Source organism: Flavobacterium procerum, from assembly GCF_042431625.1.
GTDB lineage: Bacteria > Bacteroidota > Bacteroidia > Flavobacteriales > Flavobacteriaceae > Flavobacterium > Flavobacterium procerum.
The window spans coordinates 217,945-235,762 of record NZ_JBHLYW010000007.1 but is presented as its reverse complement, the minus strand read 5'-3'; the positions used below and the strand labels follow the sequence as shown (position 1 = coordinate 235,762).

The 17,818-nt window shown below is 34.6% G+C and carries 17 protein-coding genes; 9 read left to right on the top strand and 8 right to left on the bottom strand.

What is annotated here, in order from left to right; genetic code table 11:
* Positions 1-5: 5 nt before the first annotated feature.
* Both ACFFLS_RS06640 and ACFFLS_RS06635 read left to right on the top strand, forming a co-directional pair.
* The gene (locus ACFFLS_RS06640) at positions 6-902 is read left to right on the top strand and encodes a L,D-transpeptidase (protein WP_379685750.1); all 897 of its coding nucleotides are present in this window, start codon (positions 6-8) and stop codon (positions 900-902) included.
* 138 nt (positions 903-1,040) lie between these two features.
* Complete coding sequence (locus ACFFLS_RS06635) at positions 1,041-1,871, top strand: hypothetical protein (protein WP_379685749.1); 831 nt, start codon at positions 1,041-1,043, stop codon at positions 1,869-1,871.
* A 57-nt stretch (positions 1,872-1,928) separates the two neighbouring features.
* Here ACFFLS_RS06635 and guaB read toward each other — a convergent pair whose 3' ends face one another.
* From guaB to ACFFLS_RS06615, 4 genes are all read right to left on the bottom strand, one after another.
* On the bottom strand, positions 1,929-3,401 hold the full coding sequence (gene guaB / locus ACFFLS_RS06630; RefSeq protein ID WP_379685748.1) for an IMP dehydrogenase: 1,473 nt from the start codon (positions 3,399-3,401) through the stop codon (positions 1,929-1,931).
* 256 nt (positions 3,402-3,657) lie between these two features.
* Positions 3,658-5,058, bottom strand: a complete 1,401-nt coding sequence (locus ACFFLS_RS06625) for a DUF5723 family protein (RefSeq protein ID WP_379685747.1) — start codon at positions 5,056-5,058, stop codon at positions 3,658-3,660.
* Positions 5,055-5,606 carry a hypothetical protein gene (locus ACFFLS_RS06620; protein WP_379685746.1) on the bottom strand — a complete coding sequence of 184 codons (552 nt, stop codon included), beginning with the start codon at positions 5,604-5,606 and terminating at the stop codon, positions 5,055-5,057. The genes ACFFLS_RS06625 and ACFFLS_RS06620 overlap by 4 nt, the downstream gene beginning before the upstream one ends.
* Before the next feature lie 168 nt (positions 5,607-5,774).
* Positions 5,775-6,641: a hydroxymethylglutaryl-CoA lyase gene (locus tag ACFFLS_RS06615; protein ID WP_379685745.1), complete on the bottom strand. Its 867-nt coding sequence runs from the start codon at positions 6,639-6,641 to the stop codon at positions 5,775-5,777.
* A 206-nt stretch (positions 6,642-6,847) separates the two neighbouring features.
* On the opposite strand from ACFFLS_RS06615, the gene ACFFLS_RS06610 reads away from it, so the two are divergent.
* On the top strand, positions 6,848-7,459 hold the full coding sequence (locus ACFFLS_RS06610; RefSeq protein ID WP_379685744.1) for a SatD family protein: 612 nt from the start codon (positions 6,848-6,850) through the stop codon (positions 7,457-7,459).
* Positions 7,456-8,169, top strand: a complete 714-nt coding sequence (locus ACFFLS_RS06605; protein ID WP_379685743.1) for a DUF3307 domain-containing protein — start codon at positions 7,456-7,458, stop codon at positions 8,167-8,169. The genes ACFFLS_RS06610 and ACFFLS_RS06605 overlap by 4 nt, the downstream gene beginning before the upstream one ends.
* On the opposite strand, the gene ACFFLS_RS06600 is transcribed toward ACFFLS_RS06605, so the two are convergent.
* Positions 8,155-9,189, bottom strand: a complete 1,035-nt coding sequence (locus ACFFLS_RS06600) for a quinone-dependent dihydroorotate dehydrogenase (protein ID WP_379685742.1) — start codon at positions 9,187-9,189, stop codon at positions 8,155-8,157. The genes ACFFLS_RS06605 and ACFFLS_RS06600 overlap by 15 nt on opposite strands.
* Positions 9,190-9,388: 199 nt before the next feature.
* Between ACFFLS_RS06600 and ACFFLS_RS06595 the strand changes: the two genes are divergently transcribed.
* The 5 genes from ACFFLS_RS06595 (at position 9,389) to ACFFLS_RS06575 (ending at position 14,863) form a co-directional block, all read left to right on the top strand.
* Entirely contained in the window at positions 9,389-10,609 is a 1,221-nt protein-coding gene (locus tag ACFFLS_RS06595) for an OprO/OprP family phosphate-selective porin (RefSeq protein WP_379685741.1), read from the top strand.
* A gap of 86 nt (positions 10,610-10,695) precedes the next feature.
* Positions 10,696-11,643: a DUF6515 family protein gene (locus ACFFLS_RS06590; protein ID WP_379685740.1), complete on the top strand. Its 948-nt coding sequence runs from the start codon at positions 10,696-10,698 to the stop codon at positions 11,641-11,643.
* Positions 11,644-11,743: 100 nt separating this feature from the next.
* On the top strand, positions 11,744-12,880 hold the full coding sequence (locus tag ACFFLS_RS06585) for a formylglycine-generating enzyme family protein (RefSeq protein ID WP_379685739.1): 1,137 nt from the start codon (positions 11,744-11,746) through the stop codon (positions 12,878-12,880).
* Positions 12,881-12,996: 116 nt separating this feature from the next.
* Positions 12,997-14,274 carry a peptidase T gene (pepT, locus tag ACFFLS_RS06580; protein WP_379685738.1) on the top strand — a complete coding sequence of 426 codons (1,278 nt, stop codon included), beginning with the start codon at positions 12,997-12,999 and terminating at the stop codon, positions 14,272-14,274.
* A gap of 1 nt (position 14,275) precedes the next feature.
* Positions 14,276-14,863: a YdeI/OmpD-associated family protein gene (locus ACFFLS_RS06575; RefSeq protein ID WP_379685737.1), complete on the top strand. Its 588-nt coding sequence runs from the start codon at positions 14,276-14,278 to the stop codon at positions 14,861-14,863.
* Positions 14,864-15,063: 200 nt separating this feature from the next.
* Here the strand turns inward: ACFFLS_RS06575 and yajC are convergent, their stop codons facing one another.
* The 3 genes from yajC to ACFFLS_RS06560 form a co-directional block, all read right to left on the bottom strand.
* Positions 15,064-15,351: a preprotein translocase subunit YajC gene (gene yajC, locus ACFFLS_RS06570; protein ID WP_379685736.1), complete on the bottom strand. Its 288-nt coding sequence runs from the start codon at positions 15,349-15,351 to the stop codon at positions 15,064-15,066.
* A gap of 67 nt (positions 15,352-15,418) precedes the next feature.
* A complete protein-coding gene (gene nusB / locus ACFFLS_RS06565; protein ID WP_379686380.1) occupies positions 15,419-16,330 on the bottom strand; it encodes a transcription antitermination factor NusB in 912 nt (303 codons plus the stop codon).
* Positions 16,331-16,633: 303 nt separating this feature from the next.
* Complete coding sequence (locus ACFFLS_RS06560; RefSeq protein ID WP_379685735.1) at positions 16,634-17,740, bottom strand: Glu/Leu/Phe/Val family dehydrogenase; 1,107 nt, start codon at positions 17,738-17,740, stop codon at positions 16,634-16,636.
* Between the last annotated feature and the right edge of the window lie 78 nt (positions 17,741-17,818).

The window sequence follows — 17,818 nt, the reverse complement described above, 5'->3', positions numbered from 1 at the left end:
GACCTATGAAAAAGTTATATTATACCGCAAACGCCTTATTATTGTTATTGTTGGCTTTATTGGTTTCATGCAAAAAAAGCGACACTATAGACTTAACAAATAATACAGAGAATAAAAAGCCTAAGAAAACAATTGAATATAAAAAGCCTGAATCGGCTGTTTCTTATCAGTTTCAGAAGACGAAAGACTGGCTGAAAACTAATGAAGCGGACAGTACTAAAATGAATATTGTTTATGCGATAAATAGAACGGATAAAGCCAATCTAAAAAAACTGGATTCAGTAATTATTCCTGCTGATTTTAGTGGCGATTTGGTTTATTACCTTCCTTTTCCTTTGCATGTTTCAGCCCTAGAAGACGTATCAAAAATTATTATTTTTTCATATACAACGCAAACTTTTGCCGCTTATGAAAATGGAGAACTCGTTCGTACCGGTCCAACCAACATGGGAAGAAAAAAAGACCCTACTCCAACCGGGTTATTTTTCACCAATTGGAAAGCAGAAAAAACAACCAGCACATTTAATGACGAATGGGAATTAAAATGGAATTTTAACATCGAAAATAAGTTAGGAGTCGGTTTTCATGAATATGAATTACCTGGTTATCCTGCCTCGCATTCTTGCTTAAGATTATTAGAAAAGGATGCAAAATACCTTTACAAATTTGCCGACGAATGGATTTTGAAAGACAAGGAAAACGTAAAAGTAAAAGGTACGCCCGTAATCGTCTTTGGAAGTTATGATTTTGATGGACCAAAACCGTGGTTAAAACTATCATCTGACCCTAAAACTTTAAATATTTCTGAATCTGAAATTGACCGTCAAGTAAAACCTTTTTTACAGGAAATTTTAGAAAATCAAACATTAAGAGAAACGGAAAAACAGACCGCTACGTTATAACATTATTCTTTCTTTCTTCAAAAAAGCAGCTTATTACTTTCATAAGCTGCTTTTTTCTTTTCAATTACAAAAAGAATTTCATTATAATTATATATTTTCGCTCACATCTTAAAACCGATTTGATTACTACCAACAAACATGAAAAAAACGCTTTTACTGCTTCTAATTCTTCCGCTTTTTAATTACGGTCTATCTGCTCAAGTTTTAGATTTCAAAACTGGCTATTCTCCAGAAACCATTTACAATCAAACCACTATTAGCTCTTCCGATTATAAAGTCACTTACACAGGATCGGAAAAAACTCTAGATCTATTTAAGAAAAACGGTACACAAAATCCGAGTAAAATTAAAAACAGATTTACTGTAGAAACCGTATCTAAAACTGGAAAAATAGATCAAAACGGAAATTTTCCCATTACGATTGAATATGTAAAATCTATTGATAAAAAAGGAAACAGTATAATTCCTAGTGGCACAATGTTGTATGGCAACGCTACGCTTTCAAGTATGCCACAAATGGATTCTATAGTGGCAGATAATGCTGAAGAGAGTTTTAAAAATGCCATTTTTGAGACTGTCAAAAGTACATTTTCTCAACTTGTCATGCCTCAGAAAAAACTAAAGATTGGAGAATCTTTTGTTCAAGAAAGCCCTTTAACAATTCCTATTGCAGGAGTTAATATTGAAATGGTCATAAACACAACCTACATTCTGAAAAGTATGAACTCTAAAAATGCTTTTTTTGATATTACGCAAACGTATACAATGAAACTTTTAGACAACAGATTTGAAACGGAAGGAACTGGTACAGGAACCGGAAAATTAATTTATGATATTCCGCATCATTTTATATATGAAAACATTATGGATATGGAATTAGATCTCAACCTTAAACACACAGATTTTGGTATCAATCTAACATCAAAAAACCGTTATAAACAAAAGGCTCAGATTTCAACAAACAATTAAAACAAAAGGCGTAAGAAATAAATCTTACGCCTTTTTTGATATTTGAAAAACTAAAAATTATCTTGAATAATTTGGAGCTTCTTTTGTAATGGTTACGTTATGCGGGTGACTTTCAGTAATTCCGCTAGAAGTGATTCTCACGAAACGTCCTGATTCTTGTAAAGTAGGAATATCTTTTGAACCGCAGTATCCCATTCCGGCACGAAGACCACCGATAAATTGAAGCATGCTCTCGTTTAATTCTCCTTTGTAAGGAACGCGTCCAACGATTCCTTCTGGAACTAATTTCTTAACATCGTCTTCAACATCTTGGAAATAACGGTCTTTAGAACCTGTCTGCATCGCTTCAACAGATCCCATTCCGCGATACGATTTGAATTTTCTTCCTTCAAAAATGATAGTTTCACCCGGAGATTCTTTTGTTCCTGCTAATAATGAACCTAACATTACACAGTCTGCACCTGCAGCGATTGCCTTAGGAATATCTCCTGTATAACGAATTCCACCATCTGCAATTACTGGAACTCCAGTTCGTTTAATCGCTGCAGCAACTTCTAAAACTGCTGAGAATTGCGGAAAACCAACACCTGCAACGATACGTGTCGTACAGATAGAACCAGGTCCGATTCCTACTTTTACACCGTCTGCACCATTTTCTACTAAATATTTAGCAGCTTCCGGAGTTGCGATGTTCCCAACGATTACGTCAATTTGAGGGAATTTTGATTTAACTTCTTTTAAGGTATTTACAACACCTTCTGTATGTCCATGCGCTGTGTCGATAATGATTGCATCTACACCAGCATTAACTAAAGCTTCAGCTCTTTGAACTGCATCTCCTGTAACTCCAATTGCAGCTGCAACTCTTAAACGACCAAAAGAATCTTTGTTTGCGATTGGCTTTTGAGTCAGCTTTGTAATATCTCTGAAAGTAATTAGACCAACTAATTCGTTTTTATCGTTTACAACTGGTAATTTTTCGATTTTATGACCTTGTAAAACCACTTCAGCTTGTTCTAAAGAAGTTCCTTCAGAAACCGTTACTAAGTTTTGGCTTGTCATAACCTCAGCGATTGGCCTTGCTCCATTTTTTTCGAAACGTAAGTCGCGGTTGGTTACAATTCCTTTTAAGATTCTGTTTTCGTCAACGATTGGAATACCACCGATTCCGAATTCTTTCATGGCATTTTTAGCATCAGCAATTGTAGAATTCATTGGTAAAGTTACCGGATCGATAATCATACCAGCTTCTGCACGTTTTACTTTTCGAACTTTTCCTGCTTGTTGTTCGATAGTCATATTTTTATGTAAAACACCGATTCCTCCTTCTTGTGCCATAGCAATTGCCATTGCACTTTCAGTAACTGTATCCATAGCAGCAGATACAATTGGAACGTTTAATGTAATGTTTCTTGAGAATTTTGATTTGATACTCACTTCGCGGGGAAGCACATTCGAGTAGTTAGGTACTAATAATACATCGTCGTAAGTTAAACCTTCGCCGATAATCTTGGAGTTGTGTGCTATCATGGTGCAATTTCTAGTTGAATTGCGTGCAAATATAGTGAATAAATTCGCAACTTGTTTATCTACCCTTTCATAAAATTACATTTACAAGAAAGTACTTACATATTTTTAAAATAAAAAAACAAGTGAGAAATTCCAAACTGTAAACTGTAACCTGTAAACTGTAACCTGTAAACTGTAACCTGTAAAATGTAACCTGTAAAATGTAACCTGTAAAATGTAACCTGTAAAATGTAAAATGTAAAATGTAAACTAGTTTTCAATCATCATTATCCTGAAAAACAAAATTGATTCCGAACTGAAAGGCGATACTATTGGCTTTGGAGGCGTCTTTATATTCTAAAACATTATTTATCAGAGCATAAACATTCACTTTTCCTAGTGTACCCGATAATCCTAAGCCAATATTTTTATTAGAAAAAGTATCCAATGTATAAGTGGCTTTTATATCCAATTTTTCGAAAATGCTTCGTTGATAAAAAACCGTTACAGCTGTTAATGGCACTTTTGGGGCATTCATGGCAAAAAGCTGTAACCCGACTGCATTTTTATAACGTGTTTTAGTACGCTTAAGGCAGTCACAATCTTCGTTTGAACGCGATTCTCCAAACGAATATTGAATAGAAGAATACAACTTGGTCGGGCGCCAAGTTGTATATTTATTGTACAACGTATCACGCGGTATGGCGGCATCGAATTCGTCAAAAACATTCTCAGGATCATTCTGATTTGTAAAATCTGGATTAGCACCCTGATATTGGTAAGTTCCTTTATAAGTCAAGGTTTCAATATCTTTAGTCTGCCTGATAAAACCAAGATCAATAATACTCGCCGTAAACTGAAGATTTTCTTTAAAATAATAAGTAAGTCCTAAATCTAAACCAAGACCGAGACTTCCGTTAAAAAAAGTGTTATTTGCAATATCCTTGGCAATATTTCCTTCATATTCATCTTTGGTAAAAGAAGCAATTCCTGAAGTTTTCAATTCTAAATTTGAAGATATTATCTGATTATAAATATTTGGAGATGACGCATCTTGACCTGTATAAATATATCCTGAATTTTTTGTTGAAGTCGCATTTGCGCCGCTTGAATAGATTTTTGCACGTCCGCCGTAAACAAATTTATCGTTTACTTTTTTATGATATCCAATATGAAATACAGAAAGAACCTCTGCTTTGAGTATTAAATCCCCCAGATTAAAATATTTTCCGATATAATCTCTATTTCCATTTAAGGCAAGCAAGGCAGGATCTTTAGGAACGTACATAAAAAAATCAAATTCCTGATACAATCCAAACGAAACATAAGAACGGCTCTCTTTGCCGCCAATCCTAAATCCGCCCGAAAATAGCTCCAATTGCTGATTGGTTACTACTTTATCATTTCTAGAAGATTTATTGATTACATTTCTAACTTTATCATTAAAATCGATTCCGTTATCGGCAAACAAATCGTAGACAGTAAAACCACTTGATCCTAGATTGGCTGAAATTCCAGATAAAACCGGAAATCCGAAATAAAACTTATACGAAACATCAGCTCCCGGATTAACCAAGGAAGACTGCGGAATAGAAGTAAAATTATACAGCACTTCCTTATTCTGGGCAAAACAACAAAATTGCAATACCAAGGTGAGAGTCAGAAATATTTTTCTCATTCTATTTCCAAATAAACAGTTCCACTTGATTTTAATTTAAGGTCTCCAACACTGTTTTGATTTAACGGAGGTCCAGCTGCAACAAGCACCACAAAGCCTAATTTTACAGTTTGCTTGAGCAGTTCAAGCCTTTGATTTTCAAAAATCTGTGTTGGGTATTTAACGATATTCGTACTTCCGTTGTAGGAAGGAACTACGTATGGAATAGTTTCGAGAACGCTACCATCTGCGCTCAGCAACAAAATATTGACTGCAAAAGCTCTATCAATGGTATTTTCAATCTGAACATCAAACTCTGCTTTTTTTAAATGCTTTGTTAAAAATTTATTTCTAAAGACATCAAAATCGCGGGTATCATAAACAATTTGATTGCCCCCATTATCAACAAGCCTATTGGCAGGAACATCAAAATAGGCCAGATTTGCCACAAAAACTGGCTCTAGTTTCAAATTTTCGACTTGGTCAAAATCTAAATCACTTGAACAGGAAAAAAGGAAAAAGGCTAAAAATAGGATTCTTGAAATTCTGCTTATGAAGTTTAATTTCATGACAAAATACTATGGTTGACAATAATTTAAAACTCAAGGTCATAGGTTATTATTATCTGGGTGTAGTAAATATAGTCAATTTTTAATGAAATTCCCTAAGTATTGTAAGGTTTATACTTTAAAAAATCATTATCATTTAGAAGGAGTCATAATCAATTCTGAAATTTATTAATGAAATTTGCCAAACAATTTTGAGGCTTCATTATAAGCACTTTCAAAGCTTAAAGAATTAAGTCCAGTTATTTTTTTATTGGCCGTAAAATAGGAAATCAGTTTTTCTGTAGGCATATTGCCTGTTAATTTATCTGTTGCCATCGGACAGCCTCCAAAGCCTTGAATCGCACCGTCAAAACGTTTGCAACCTGATTTTGCCGCTGCATCAATTTTTTCGAACCAACTGTCGGGCGTGGTGTGGAGATGCGCTCCAAACTCAATTTCGGGATATCTCGGAATCAAATCTGAAAACAAATACGTAATTGCATCTGGTGTAGAACTGCCGATAGTATCTGAAAGCGATAAAATTTTCACTCCCATTCCTGCCAGTTTCTCTGCCCATTCGCTTACAATTTCGACATTCCACGGATCACCATAAGGATTACCAAAACCCATCGAAAGATAGGTTACGACTTCTTTATTCTTTTTATCGGCAATTTCCAGAATTTCTGTTAAGGTCACCAAAGATTCTGCAATGGTTTTGTGCGTATTACGCATCTGGAAATTCTCAGAAATGGAAAAAGGAAAACCTAAATACCGAATCGGTTCATGATCAGCTGCCAATACTGCACCCTGTGTATTCGCAATTATAGCAAGAAGTTTGCTCGAAGTTTGTGAAAGGTCTAACTGCGAAAGTACCTCAGCCGTATCCTGCATCTGCGGAATCGCTTTTGGAGATACAAAACTACCAAAATCAATTGTATCAAAACCAACTCTCAGCAGGGCCTGCAGATAAGTAACTTTATTTTTTGTCGGTATAAACGTTTTTATGCCCTGCATGGCATCGCGCGGACATTCGATAATCTTGATTTCTTTATTCAAAGCTTACTCTTTAACAAACGCTAAGTTAGTTCCTTTTTTAAAAAAATAAAAGATAATTTTTAGAATCGAAAGAGTACATACCTTTGTCACATTATAAAATATTACAAATATATGTAATAACATATAATATTACACAAAAACGTAATACTGAAAAAGATTACTTATATTTGTAATATAAAGTTTATGATTTTTATTTATATTTGATTATGACAAGCGTTATTACAGGAGACATAATTGGTTCGAGACAACAATCTGAACATTGGGTTGAAGGGTTAAAAAAGATTTTAACCCAATTTGGCAATACGCCTAGTCAATGGGAAGTTTACAGGGGAGACGAATTTCAGGTTGAAATCAAAAATCCTGAAGACGCGTTGCTGACCGCTATTTTGATAAAAGCCCATTTGAGGGTCTTAAAATATGATGCTAGAATGAGCATCGGTTTTGGAGATAAAACCCATAATTCTGAAAAAATATCAGAAAGCAATGGTTCGGCTTTTGTCAATTCGGGAGAGCTTTTTGAGACTTTAAAAAAACAAAAAGTCACTTTGGCATTGAGAACTGGCGATACTGCGATTGATGCAAAGTTAAATTTAATGATACGACTGGCGTTGACTTTTATGGATAACTGGCTGGTGCAAGCTGCCGAATTTATTGCTATTGCCATAGAAAATCCGACTTTATCGCAAGAAGAATTAGGACAGAAATTAGGCATCAATCAGGCTGCTGTGAGCAGAAGGCAGAAACGTGCTCATTTTGACCTCGTTATAGATTTAGATTCCTATTTTAGAAAACAAATAAAACAACTTACCGACTTATGATTTTATTCGTAAAACTACTTTTAGCGCATTTATTAGGTGATTTTATCTGGCAACCTGGAACTTGGGTAGCTGATAAAGAAGCCAAAAAACACAAAAGTATTTACTTATACATCCATAGTGTGCTTCATGGAGTTTTAACTGCGATTCTAGTCTCCGAAATCCGTTTTATTCCTTATGCCATTTTAATTGCAGTGACACATGGCATCATCGATTTGATTAAACTAAATTTTCAGAAAAACAAAACCAAGCGCACTTGGTTTGTTATCGATCAAACGGCACATATTCTAATTTTGATTGCTGTGGTACTTTTATACGAAAACAAAAGTCTTCCTTATTTTTGGCAAGATAATGTGTTTTGGATTTTCGCAACAGGCATTTTACTGCTTACTAAACCAACATCTATTTTTATAAAAACAATCATTTCAATTTGGGCACCTGAAAGCAGAATCAATAATCTGGATAACTCTTTAATTGCTGCCGGAAATTATATCGGAATATTGGAACGTCTATTTGTTTTCGGATTCATCCTTACCAATCACTTTGAAGCAATTGGCTTTTTATTGGCTGCTAAATCTATTTTCAGATTTGGAGATTTAAAAGAAGCCAAAGACAGAAAACTAACCGAATATGTTTTAATCGGTACTTTAATCAGTTTTGGAATTGCAATTCTAGCCGGATTATTGGTTCAGATGCTTTTACAACTGTCTTAAAACTTTTTTATTGATTGCTTTTATCAAAGCTGGGCCTTCATAAATAAAACCAGTATAAAGCTGTACAAGACTTGCTCCTGCATTTAGTTTTTCAATAGCATCATCTGCTGAATGAATTCCTCCTACTCCAATAATTGGGAACGCTTTATTGCTTTTTTCAGAAAGAAAACGAATTACTTCTGTAGAACGTTTCGTTAATGGTTTTCCAGACAAACCTCCCATTTCGCTCTGATTAGCAGATTGCAATCCTTCTCTAGAAATTGTCGTATTGGTTGCAATTACACCTGCAATTTGAGTCGTTTTTACAATATCGATAATATCTAATAACTGTTCGTCTGTAAGGTCTGGAGCAATTTTTAGAAGAATTGGTTTTACTTTTTGAGTGCTTGTTTTTTGTTTTTCGACATTTCTATTCTGCAAAGTCTGTAATAAAGCCGTTAAAGGCTCTTTATCTTGCAATGCTCTTAAATTTGGTGTGTTTGGCGAACTTACATTCACCACAAAATAATCAACATGATCATACAAAGCATCAAAACAAATGATGTAATCTTTAACTGCATCTTCATTATCAGTTACTTTATTTTTTCCGATATTTCCTCCAATTAAAACTCCCGAGTTTTTTTTCAAACGTTCAACGGCTTCTAAAACACCGCCGTTATTAAATCCCATTCTGTTAATAATTGCCTGATCTTCTTTTAAACGGAATAAACGTTTTTTAGGATTTCCTTCTTGTCCAACTGGAGTTACGGTTCCGATTTCGATAAAACCAAAACCAAAATCACCTAATTCTTTATACAACTTGGCATCTTTATCAAAACCTGCAGCTAGTCCAACCGGATTTTTGAATTTAATTCCGAAAACTTCTCTTTCTAATCGAGCGTCTTTTACTTCATAAGTTGATCTAATAATTGCCGAAACACCTGGGATTTTTGAAATGAATTTAACGAATGAAAAAGTAAAGTAATGCACTTCTTCAGGATCAAACCAAAAAAGTATCGGACGAATTATCAATTTATACATAAGAGTTGTGTTGTTGTTATTTTGGCTGCAAATTTAGATATTATAGTTTAAAAAGGTGCTTTTTTACAGAAAACTAATAAATAAGAGGTTGCAAGTTATAAAATGAAACAACTTCAAACACTTCAAAAATTCCCTCTCTGATATTAAATATTTAATTTTGAAATAATTAGACAATCTTTTATACAAACTATAATTTTATATGTATAAAGAAAATAAAATAATCAACAAATCTGAGATACTGTTTTTGACCCTGCTATTGCTATTTAGTTTGCAAGGAACATCCCAAGAACAAAAAGACACTACAAAAATAATGAGTGTCCGCTACGGTGATAAAGGATTTGAACTGCGAACAAATGATAATAAGTTTTTGTTTCAATTGAATAGCAGATTGCAATTTCGTTTTTCAACTCCTTATGATACAGACCCTCTCACTTATGATGACTATAGTCAAGATGCCAAAACTACTTTTAAGATAAACCGCGCCAGATTAAAAATAGGCGGTCATGCTTTTGAACCTTGGCTTAACTATTATTGGGAATACGAATTAAGTCAGTCCAATTTACTTGATTTTAGATTAATGATTGAAAAATGGGATTTTCTGAGTTTTAAAGTCGGGCAATGGAAAACAGAATTCACCCGCGAGCGTTTTATCAGCAGTGGCGAACAGCAAATGGTGGAACGATCTCTAATAAACAGACCTTTTACTGTTGACAGGCAATTAGGAGCTGAAGTTTACGGTCATCTAAAAGGTAGTGGAATTGCTGATTTTAATTATTGGTTTGCCGCTTTAACCGGAACCGGACGAGGAAGTACCTCAAATGATGATGGCAATTTAATGTACTTTGGAAGGATACAATGGAATTTCTTAGGAAGATTTCTGGATTTTGAAGGCTGCGACTTAGAATTTCATGAAAAACCAACTCCAATTATTGCTTTCTCAACTATAACCAACCGAAGTCCATACACACGTTTTTCACAAGCGGGCGGTGGTTCTTTAGACGGCTTCGAAGATGGTTTGGCAGGTCAATACAGAATTAATCAGTGGAATTTAGAAACTGCTTTTATGTACAAAGGTTTTTCATGGCAGAGCGAATGGCACACCAAAGAGGTAATAGACAAATACAACAACGATTACATGACTGTTATGAAAGGCTATTATGTTCAGGCGGGGTATTTTTTTCATACCATTTTTCAATGGTGGCCAAAACATTTAGAAATGGCAGCAAGACACGCTTCATACAGACCTGATTATTCAATTAGAGAAAACAGACAAGCAGAATCGACATTGGCATTTAACTGGTTTTTTAAAGGGCATAAAAACAAATTGACCTCAGAAGTAAGCTATTTCAGTTTTCAAGACAAGACGCTTCCGCTGGAACAAGGCTGGCGCTTCAGAATTCAATGGGATATATCACTGTAAATCAATCCTTTTAAATTCATTTTTCTTGATTTATTTCCAAAATAATCTTATTTTTTCATAACTTTAATTCACTTAAACAACTGAAAATGAAAAACATATATAAAACACTAAAAAAAATATCACTATTGTGTATGATTGCATCTGTTCTTCTAATTTCAATAGACAGTTTTGCCCAGCGTCGTGGCGGTGGTGGCGCACATAGAGGCGGCAACATCGGCGGTGCGACACATACAAGACCTACACAAACCACAAGACCCAATTCTAACAGAGGTGGCGTTCAACGACCTGCTAATTCTGCTAATAAAGAAACTAGGCCTGCTAATTCAAATAATAAAATTAGCAGACCTGCAAATGCCAACAACAAAACTGCCAGACCAGCAAACACAAATAGAAACAACAACAATAGAACTGGCAACAGGAACACCAACATCAGCGGAAATACTCGAAATGTTGACCGAAGTAGAGACATTACAATCAACAACAACCGTAATACTGTAGTAAGAAGAAATACTGTTGTTTATGCACGTCCTCCCTATGTTTACGGCGGGTATCGCTATTACGGATATCATCCTTATTACTATCATCCTTACCGTCCTTTTTATTGGGGTCCAGTTTGGCATCCATGGGGATTTTTTGTTACTACCCTTGCAGTTACCGCAATTGTCGTAAGCGTCGAAAACACCCAATATCATTACGACCAGGGAAATTGGTATGCTCCAAACAATGGTGGTTATCAAGTTGTTTCGGCTCCAGTTGGCGGGACAGTAAATAATATTCCGAGTGGCGCTCAAACTGTCAATACAGGAACTGTCAATAATTATTATTACGGAGGAACTTTCTACGAAAAAGACGGAAGCAATTACAAAGTAGTGCCTCCGACAGCAGGAACATTGGTCGACAACCTACCCGAAGGAGGCGAAGAGGTTACCATAGGCAATATAAAATACATCAAATTTGGAGAAACATACTACCAGCCTGTTCAAGTAGATGGAAAGAACAAATACGAAGTTGTTCTGGTTGAAGAAGATAAATAAATTTATTAATCCTATAGAATTAGTATAATAATAAAAGTAATTTTTATAATTTTAGCGCATTCTATTTGATAACTGACACCAGACCCAAAAACGAAATACCATGAAAAACAAAACCCTATGGATTTTAGGATTACTGACAATTTCTATAATATCAATTGCTTATAGTTTTACCAAACTTGCGAATCCAAAAAAAGAAACAATTGCACAGGACTGTACTGAGATTCCTAATACAAATGCAGGTTCTGATTTTAAGCCGACGATTGAAAATAAATCTAAACCAGCCGGAAAAGTTCCAAAAGGAATGGTCTGGATTCCTGGAGGTGAATTTTCGATGGGAAGCAATGTTGAAGATGAAAGCCTGTGCAGCATAAAAGGTGTTACCAAAGACGCAGCTCCGATCCATCGTGTTCATGTTGACGGATTTTATATGGATCAGACAGAAGTTACGAACGAAGAATTTGAAAAATTTGTAAAAGCAACGGGTTATGTAACTGTAGCAGAACAAAAACCAACAAAAGAAGAATTTCCGACTGCAAATGAAGCGGATTTAATCACAGGTTCCGTTGTCTTTACTCCTACTCCATCGGCTGTTAATTTGAATAATTTTCTGCAATGGTGGCGTTACGAACCTGGAGCCGATTGGAGACATCCCTACGGGCCTCAGAGCACTATTAAAGGAAAAGAAAAATATCCTGTAGTTCATGTAGTGTACGAAGATGCGGTCGCTTACGCAAAATGGGCAGGAAAAAGGCTTCCAACCGAAGCTGAATGGGAATTTGCAGCGCGTGGAGGCAAAACCGGAAACTTGTATGCTTGGGGAAATGATTTAAAACCAAAAGGAAAATTTCAGGCCAATATCTATCAGGGGCACTTCCCAATAAAAGACGGCGATACTGGAGAAGACGGATTTAAAGGAATTGCGCCAACTGCCCAATATGCTCCAAACGCTTACGGCCTTTATGATATGGCAGGCAATGTTTGGGAATGGGTAAACGACTGGTATAGTGTTAACTATTACAAATCATTGGCCGAAAGTGGTAAAACGACAAAAAATCCAAAAGGGCCTGATGCTTATTATGACCCAAATGATCCAACAGAAATAAAACGTGTACACAGAGGAGGTTCATTTTTATGCACCGACCAATATTGTACACGCTACATGGTTGGCACAAGAGGAAAAGGAGAATATCGTTCAGCCGCAAATCATGTTGGTTTTAGATGTGTAAAAAGCATATAACAACTTCAAAACAATCGAAAGGGGTTCTTTAAAGAATCCCTTTTTTATTAAACGAGATAATTGAGGCTAATTTCACAGCAGAATATTTTTTCTATATTTGCTAAAATTCTAAAAAAATGCAACATATCATAGATCGTTTTATCAGTTATGTAACAATTGATACAGAATCAGATCCGAATTCTCAAACAACACCAAGTACTCAAAAACAATGGAATCTTGCTAATAAATTAGTTGACGAACTAAAATCAATCGGATTAGAAGATGTCACTATTGATGATAAAGCATACATCATGGCAACGCTTCCTAGCAACGTAAATCACGAAGTGCCGACAATTGGTTTCATCTCTCATTTTGATACATCCCCAGATTTTAGTGGTGCCAATGTAAAACCTCAAATTGTTGAAAATTACGATGGAAAAGATATCGTTCTGAATGCAGAAAAAAACATTATTTTATCGCCAAATTATTTTAAAGATTTACTTCAATATAAAGGACAAACCATCATTACCACTGACGGAACAACGCTGTTAGGCGCCGATGATAAAGCCGGAATAACAGAAATTGTGTCGGCAATGGAATATCTAATTCAGCATCCAGAAATTAAACACGGAAAAATCAGAATAGGCTTTACTCCTGACGAAGAAATCGGACGTGGCGCACATCATTTTGATGTAGAAAAATTTGGTGCACAATGGGCTTATACCATGGATGGAAGCCAAATTGGCGAACTAGAATATGAAAATTTTAATGCCGCAGGAGCAAAAATCACTTTTAAGGGAAAAAGCGTTCATCCTGGTTATGCAAAAGGAAAAATGATCAATTCGATGCTTTTGGCAAATGAATTTATAAACGAACTTCCGAAAGGAGAAACACCTCAAGAAACCAAAGGTTATGAAGGTTTTTTTCATGTTCACCACATAAAAGGAAATATAGAAGAAACTGTTTTAGAATTGATTATCCGCGATCATAATAAAAAGAAATTCGAAAAACGAAAAGAATTAATTCATAAATTGGCAAAACAATTCAATAAGAAATTTGCCAAAAAATTCGGTGAAGACATTGTAATTGCAGAAGTAAAAGATCAGTACTACAATATGAAAGAAAAAGTTCTTCCTGTAAAGCATATTGTTGATATTGCCGAAAAAGCAATGAGAGAATTAAGCATCAAGCCAATCATAAAACCTATTCGTGGTGGTACTGATGGTTCGCAGCTTTCGTATATGGGATTGCCGTGTCCGAATATTTTTGCTGGTGGTCATAATTTTCATGGAAAATACGAATATGTTCCGGCAGAAAGCATTCAGAAAGCGACTGATGTTATTGTGAAAATTGCTGAATTAACAGCAATTCCAGGAATTTTTGACGCATCAGAAAAAACTAAAAAAAGAGGTTAATTTGGAACATCAATCCGAAAATAAAGGCATTTGGAAGTATAGTGAAAAATGGGAAGAAGAATTGCTTTTTCTTAAATCTATTCTTGACAAAACAGAACTAATCGAAACCACAAAATGGGGCGGTCCAGTTTATGTTTACGAAAAGAAAAATGTCGTCGGGATTGGCGGTTTTAAAGATTATTTTACCATTTGGTTTTTCAATGGCGTTTTTCTTAAAGACACCAAAAAGAAACTGGTAAATGCTCAAGAAGAAGTAACAAAATCGTTACGCCAGTGGCGTTTTACTTCTAAGGAAGAGGTAAATGAAAAAGAAGTCTTAGAATATATTTACGAAGCGATTGAAAACGAAAAGCACGGAAAAGTAATAAAACCTTCTAAAAAAGAAACTATAATTTCAGAATTACTGAATAAAGAAATGGAGCAAAATCCAGCTTTAAAAAAAGCTTTTGAGAGTTTCAAACCTTACAAACAATATGAGTTTTTAGAATATATTGAATCTGCTAAACAGGAAAAAACCAAAATCTCAAGAATTGAAAAAGTGATTCCAATGATTTTGGCCAATGTTGGTCTGAATGATAAATACAGGTAATTTTTCTAAAATTTCAATTTTTTAAATTCCAAATTCCAACGTTGCTGTCATTCTTAACAGAATCGAAGAGCCAAATGAAAAAAAAACTTTGTCAAGTTTTAAAACTTGACAAAGTTTTTTTTCATGACAATGACAAACAAAAAAATCCCAAACTCCATTTTAGAATTTGGGATTTATATTTTTTTTGAAAATTTAAAAGCTTAAGCTTTTTTATTACCAACGTTATTCAAAGCTGCTGTTTTTTCTAAAGAAATAGCAGATCTTTCAATTTTTAGCTTTCCAGACATTGTTTCTATTACTAAAGAAGTTTCTGAAAGTTCAGCAACTTTTCCGTGAATTCCTCCTATTGTTATAATCTTGTCTCCAACTTTTAAAGCCTGAGCAAATTCTCTTTCTCTTTTAGCCTTTTTCTGAGCAGGCATAATCATAAAGAAATACAATACTGCGAACATTAATAAATAAGGAGCAAATTTCATTATTTCTGACATAATCTTTGTTTTTGTGTTATATAATTATTTTTTGAATTTAGGTCTTCAGATTTTACTCTTGTTTTTTTTACATCAATCCTCTGCCTGTCTTAATCATTTTTTTGCTGGCAGTAAGTTCTTTAACAAGATTATCTAAAATTCCGTTGATAAAAATACTGCTTTTTGGTGTAGAATACTCTTTGGCAATTTCTAAATATTCGTTAAGAGTTACTTTTACCGGAATCGAAGGGAATTTAACAAACTCGCAGATTGCCATTTTCAAAATAATAGTATCAATTTCCGCAATACGATCACTGTCCCAATTTGGCGTTTTATCTTCGTATTCTTTTGCAAACGCAGTTTCATTCAAAACTGTTCTTCTAAACAAATCTTTAGCAAAATCCTTGTCTTCCACATCTTTATAAAGTCTAGGAACTCTAAAATCGTCTGAATCTTCCGTTTTAATTGCTTTTAATTGCTTGATAATATGAGTATTTACCACCGGAATATCATCAACCCATGTTAGTTTATCGTCTTCCAGATATTCGTACAATTTTTCATTTGGCACAATAACATCTGCAAACAAATCAATAACGAACTGTCTGTCTTCTTCAAACGTGTTCACGTTATTTCTCATGTATTTTGCATACACTTCACTAGCTTTAATATCATTTAAAAGCAGTAAAATATAATCGTCATTTAGAGCCCAGTTATTGATTTTACGATTTTCTAAAGCAATACTCAAAGAGTTGCTTTCGGCAAGTAGCTGAAAAATCTTGTTTTTGATAAATTTTTCGTTTGGATTTCGTTCTGCAGCAGTTGCAAGATGTTTTTTACTTGATAGATGCAAAAAAACAGACTCTTTTTTACATATTTCAATCAATGACGAAAGCATTACTAGATACAAGTCCTGAATATTGTCTATGCTATAAAAAAGAAATTTCTCCTCTTTTTCCATATTATCAGAACCGCTTTGATGCATTGCATAAATGGCCTGCATTACCTTAACGCGTATGTGTCTTCTATTTACCACCTTGTAAGAACATTTAAAAATTAGTCTGCAAAAGTATAACTTTTGAAGTATATTTTAAAATTAATTCGCAAAAAAGTCTTTGTTTTTAAGTATTCGGAAATCAGCTGTTTAGTGGTCAGTCTCTTATAGTGATCAGTCTCTTATAGTGGTCAGTAATCAGTGTTTAGTGAGCAGTACCAAAACATACACAAAAAAGTCTCAATTTACAGATCAAACTGTAAATTGAGACTTTAAACTTAACACTTAAAAAAAGTGAACACTCAACACTAATTACTTAGCCGCATTCTCGATTCTTCTTTGATCAATTCTGTTCTGAGCAATTGTAAGTGCTGCTTTGTGAGTTGTAATATTGTTTTTAGCAGCAAATTCTATAATTTCTAAAGTGGTGTTATAGATATTCTCTGTTTTACTCATAATCTCAGCTTTATCGTAATTTGCCAATTCAGCATAAACATTGATAATTCCACCAGCATTGATTAAGAAATCTGGAGCATATAAAATTCCTCTTTCTTGTAATCTTGCACCGTGAACATTTTCGTCTGCCAATTGGTTGTTAGCCGCACCTGCAATAACTTTAGCTTTAATTTTATCTACAGTAGCATCGTTAATTGTTGCTCCCATTGCACATGGTGCATAAATATCAACGTCTGCAGTATATAAATCTTCGCCAGTATAAATTGTTGCATTATATTTTGAAGCAACCTGGTATAATTTTTCTTCGTTGATATCAGAAATCGTCACTTGCGCTCCTTCTTTAGTCAAATAGTCAACCAAAGTTTCTCCAACATGTCCAATTCCCTGAACTAAGACTTTTTTTCCGTCCAAAACATCAGAGCCAAATTGGCTTTTCGCTGCAGCTTTCATTCCTAAGTAAACACCATAAGCTGTTACAGGAGATGGATTTCCAGAACCGCCTCTTTCTTCAGAGATACCAGTTACATACGGAGTTACATCTCTTACAGTATCCATATCTTTGGTTTCCATTCCAACATCTTCAGCAGTAATATATCTTCCGCTAAGCGAATGAACAAATTCACCAAATTTACGCATCAGCTCAGGAGTTTTTTGAGTTTTAGCATCGCCAATAATAACAGCTTTACCTCCACCAATATTAAGTCCAGTAATAGCAGATTTAAACGTCATTCCTCTAGAGAGACGTAAAACATCGTTTAAAGCTTCCCATTCTGTGTTGTAGTTCCACATTCTGGTTCCGCCCAAAGCTGGCCCCATAACCGAATTATGAATACCAATAATTGCTTTTAAACCCGTATCTTTGTCGTTGCAAAACACAATTTGTTCGTGATCGTCAAAAGATAACTGGCCAAAAACAGGATCCATTTTTTGAAGTTCCTTTCCAGTTGCAAAAGTTGCATTCATAGCACTGCTGTTTATTTGTTAAAATTTATGAATTCGTCAAAAAGACAACTCAAACATAATTAAAAAATACACATGTGC

Bases quoted from the DNA above. Each gene is read 5' to 3' on its own strand.
- yajC (WP_379685736.1), bottom strand. From the start codon at position 15,351: ATGTCAGAAATAATGAAATTTGCTCCTTATTTATTAATGTTCGCAGTA.
- nusB (WP_379686380.1), bottom strand. From the start codon at position 16,330: ATGCAGGCCATTTATGCAATGCATCAAAGCGGTTCTGATAATATGGAA.
- ACFFLS_RS06610 (WP_379685744.1), top strand. From the start codon at position 6,848: ATGACAAGCGTTATTACAGGAGACATAATTGGTTCGAGACAACAATCT.
- pepT (WP_379685738.1), top strand. From the start codon at position 12,997: ATGCAACATATCATAGATCGTTTTATCAGTTATGTAACAATTGATACA.
- ACFFLS_RS06605 (WP_379685743.1), top strand. From the start codon at position 7,456: ATGATTTTATTCGTAAAACTACTTTTAGCGCATTTATTAGGTGATTTT.
- ACFFLS_RS06600 (WP_379685742.1), bottom strand. From the start codon at position 9,189: ATGTATAAATTGATAATTCGTCCGATACTTTTTTGGTTTGATCCTGAA.
- ACFFLS_RS06560 (WP_379685735.1), bottom strand. From the start codon at position 17,740: ATGAATGCAACTTTTGCAACTGGAAAGGAACTTCAAAAAATGGATCCT.
- ACFFLS_RS06590 (WP_379685740.1), top strand. From the start codon at position 10,696: ATGAAAAACATATATAAAACACTAAAAAAAATATCACTATTGTGTATG.
- ACFFLS_RS06640 (WP_379685750.1), top strand. From the start codon at position 6: ATGAAAAAGTTATATTATACCGCAAACGCCTTATTATTGTTATTGTTG.
- ACFFLS_RS06620 (WP_379685746.1), bottom strand. From the start codon at position 5,606: ATGAAATTAAACTTCATAAGCAGAATTTCAAGAATCCTATTTTTAGCC.
- guaB (WP_379685748.1), bottom strand. From the start codon at position 3,401: ATGATAGCACACAACTCCAAGATTATCGGCGAAGGTTTAACTTACGAC.
- ACFFLS_RS06585 (WP_379685739.1), top strand. From the start codon at position 11,744: ATGAAAAACAAAACCCTATGGATTTTAGGATTACTGACAATTTCTATA.
- ACFFLS_RS06635 (WP_379685749.1), top strand. From the start codon at position 1,041: ATGAAAAAAACGCTTTTACTGCTTCTAATTCTTCCGCTTTTTAATTAC.
- ACFFLS_RS06625 (WP_379685747.1), bottom strand. From the start codon at position 5,058: ATGAGAAAAATATTTCTGACTCTCACCTTGGTATTGCAATTTTGTTGT.
- ACFFLS_RS06595 (WP_379685741.1), top strand. From the start codon at position 9,389: ATGTATAAAGAAAATAAAATAATCAACAAATCTGAGATACTGTTTTTG.